The organism is Pseudomonas sp., assembly GCF_026224925.1.
Lineage (GTDB): Bacteria > Pseudomonadota > Gammaproteobacteria > Pseudomonadales > Pseudomonadaceae > Aquipseudomonas.
In genome coordinates this window covers 1-3,420 of record NZ_JAMFRV010000088.1, presented here as the reverse complement: position 1 = coordinate 3,420, position 3,420 = coordinate 1, and the positions used below count along the sequence as shown (strand labels likewise).

At 58.6% G+C, this 3,420-nt stretch carries 3 protein-coding genes; 1 reads left to right on the top strand and 2 read right to left on the bottom strand.

The features are described 5' to 3' along the window. Window positions 1–1,045, top strand: a 1,045-nt coding sequence (locus M0974_RS03840) for an ATP-binding protein (protein ID WP_297833034.1), incomplete at its 5' end; no start/stop codon positions are given. On the opposite strand, the gene M0974_RS03835 is transcribed toward M0974_RS03840, so the two are convergent. Both M0974_RS03835 and M0974_RS03830 read right to left on the bottom strand, forming a co-directional pair. Then, the gene (locus tag M0974_RS03835) at window positions 1,031–3,028 is read right to left on the bottom strand and encodes a TadG family pilus assembly protein (protein ID WP_297833032.1); all 1,998 of its coding nucleotides are present in this window, start codon (window positions 3,026–3,028) and stop codon (window positions 1,031–1,033) included. The two genes, M0974_RS03840 and M0974_RS03835, sit on opposite strands and share 15 nt — an antisense overlap. Before the next feature lie 205 nt (window positions 3,029–3,233). Continuing rightward, window positions 3,234–3,420 (bottom strand): DUF4136 domain-containing protein (locus tag M0974_RS03830; RefSeq protein WP_297833030.1); only part of this gene is annotated, 187 nt, incomplete at its 5' end.

Genomic DNA, 3,420 nt, shown 5'->3' with positions numbered 1-3,420 from the left:
TTATTCGCCGGAACTGATTCTTAGCTTCGGCAATCGACCGTTGGCCAAGTACCTGGAATGCTCGCCGGAGCAGATTGCCGGGGTCAATTTGGGGGATTGGTTGTCGCAGGAGCAGCGCGAAGCGTTCGTCCAGCGCATCAGCCAACTTAGCCCGGAGTCGCCGGTGAGCACGGCGGAAATCTGCCTGCAATTGCCTGGCCGCGAGCACGCGTGGTGGGCGTGGGCGGACCGCGGGGTTTTTGATGCGAACGGCGTCTTGCTGGAAATTCAGGCCGTGGGGCGCGATAACACTGAGATGCGTCGTACGCAGATGCAACTGACGCAAAGCGCAAAGATGGCCACTCTGGGCGAAATGGCGACTGGCCTTGCCCACGAAATCAACCAGCCGTTGCACGTCATGAGCATGGCGGTGGTCAACGTGCTCAAGCGCTTGAGCAATGGCGACATACAGGTTGATTACTTGACCGAAAAACTCAATCGCATCGACGCTCAGGTCAAGCGCGCGGCGAGGGTGGTGGATCACATGCGGGTGTTTGGTCGCCGCTCGGAGATAGAGCAGCAATTATTCGATCCAGTGCTGGCGGTGGAGGGCACCGTGGCTATGTTGACCGAGGGCATGAAAGGCAAGGGGGTCGAACTGAGGGTCTCGGTGCTTGACGAGCCGGTTCAGGTGCGCGGGCACGTGGATCAGTTGGAGCAAGTGCTGATCAACCTGATGGTCAACGCTCGCGATGCGTTGCTCTCCAAGCGCGAAGCCGATCACGACTTCCAGCCGTGGATCGCGCTGCAGGTGGAGCGTGATGAGCAGACGGTGTGGTTATCGGTGGAAGACAACGGCAGCGGTATTGATCCGCGTCTGGTAGAGCGTATTTTCGAGCCGTTCTTCACCACCAAACCGGTGGGTGTCGGCACCGGGCTTGGGTTGTCAGTCAGCTATGGCATCGTCGAGCAGATGGGTGGACGCCTAAGTGTAACTAACGCCGCCGACGGCGCACGGTTTCGAATTGCCTTGCCGCTAGCGCTAGGTGGCCTAGATCACCAGTGAGGCCTGGCCCGCGCTGCAACTGAGGTTGGCGCCCACGTCCACCTCGTTGAGATTGATCCCCAGACTGGCAAGCAGCGTGTTAAGCAGCGTATCGAGCAGCGGGCTTAAATAACTGGTGATCAGGGTTTGCAGGGCGGCAGTGATGCTCGTGAGTACTGTGCCCGCCACGCTGACCAAATTGCCCAATAGGTTGCTATTGCCGGTGGTGGGTTTGTACATATCCACATGAACACCGGCGATGGTGGTCGACAAACTGCTGATGATGTTGCTGGTGTCGTACGTCTTGTAATACGGCGGTTGGGTAATGTCGGGCAGGTTGGGCGAGCTAAACGTCGGCGGCGAGCTGGCGTCCACCGTTTGCGCAATGGAGGTGTTGGCGCTGATACCGATACCGCCGCCTACCATCGGTGTGCGGTACGTGCTGCAACCCGCCAAAATCGAACACACCCGAGTCTTAGTGCCAATGTCGAGTACAGGAATAGGCAGGGCGACGATGGCTGGCAGCGGCGTTGTGCTGCCAGACGGGATGGCGGTGGCAGGGATCTGTCCGACATTGAGCGTAACGACGGATGTCTTGGTTTGGGTGGTCAGGGTTTTGTTGGTAGGCGAGGCGCAGGTATAGCCGGTGACGTAACTTTCGCCACTGGCAACGTCAAGGCTCACGTCGACTTCCGGCGTGGGAAACAACTGCAAATCGGTGTAAGTACAGGATGCGCCTAGTGCGCAAGCAACGGCATTGACAGCTCCGGCGAGATTTAAATTCAGCACGTCATTCAAGACATCGGTGATCGGTGCGGCCAGGTTTAGCACAGCGCTGGCTACCGAAGCCACGTCGCCCAATACCGGCAGATTGAATGACACTAATGCCCGCACCTGCGCTGTGCGTACATAAATTCGGTCGGGCCCTAGCGGATCGAGCGCCGCCAGGGCCGGGTTGCCCACGGCTGATATCTGCGGTGGTTGCAGGACTTTAATGCTGGAGGTGATGATGGCCACACCCAGATTAATCGTCTGAGTAGCGACCAGTCCGTTACTTTTGTTTGATAGCTGCACTAGGCCTTCAACCAGTTGAAACAGTTGCAGGTTGGTGTTGAGCCCAGCCGTCTCTGAACCGCCTTTGACTTGCAGTAAATCCCCAAGTGACACACTGGTGGTGCCGACTGCAGCCTTGAGCGCTTGCAGGCTGGCGATGGATGCCGTCGCACCCAACGTGCCCGTAGGGTCGAGCACGGTAATCGCCGATTGGATCAACTGGCCCGCAGATACCGTGGTCCCCAGTACTTGGGTGTAGCCGACCGCGGTGATCCCTAGGTCGAGCTTCAGTTGGTCCAGATAACCGAGCAGGCTGATGTTGGCGTTAATCAAGCCGTTCCAACCTACTGCGCTGAGATTCACCGTTGAGCCAAGCAGCCCGCCAAACAACGCATTCAAAATCGCTGATTTACTGCTGTCCACCACCAGCAAGGTGCTGCGTATTGTCAGCATTGCCAACGGCGGCGGTACCGCAGCAACTGCCGTGGCGCTCAGGTTGATGTTTGTATCCGACGTTCCGCCCGGAAACAATGCGCCAATCCCGGCGGCGATGCTTTTGGCCACCGAGTGCGTGACCACTACCCGAATGGCCTGATTTTGGCTGGCATTAAGACTGAATGCGCGCAGGTTGTTGGCGCCGAGCGCGACGGTGCCGCAATCGGTCGTCAGGGTTCTGGTGGTATCGGTGACGGTAAAGCCATTACGCGTGGCTGCTGCAATGGCATACGTGGCGGCGGTCGTTGCCGGCGTGCATTGTCCTAGGCGTGTCGCAGCCTCCAGCGCTGCCATGTCGGCGACCCGTTGCAGGCTGCGTTTCTCCAAATACAACCGGCCGCTGTCAATCACCAGCAGCATGCACAGCACGGCCAGACCCAAGGTTATGGCTGCAACCAAACCAATGACGCCCCGCTGCCGGACCCTGCCAGCAAAGGCATTAACAGGGAGAGACATCTAGCACCCCTTCGGCAAAGCCGTGGCTAACTCATCCGTATGAGGGGCAGTGTAGTCAAGAATGTAGGGGGCTCCACAGAGTTTCCATACATCAAGGCACGATCAATGCGGCGGATACTGCTCCAGCACTTTGGCGACGGTTTGGCGAATGGCGGTATCGAGGGCGGCGGGGTTGGTTTGGCTGGGATTGACCCCCCATTCACACTTATGAAGGTGGGTAGGTCGCCAGGGCCTGGCTCACTGCTTGGCGCAAGGCATTGGCGCGGCTCGATTCATCACCACCGCCTGCTGCTGCTTCGGCGCTTGCGCTCCAGATGGGCTGATGGCTTTGATTGTCGAACAGGCTGATATGGACCACCAGCACTTGGACTTGGTAGGTACGCACGACGGGT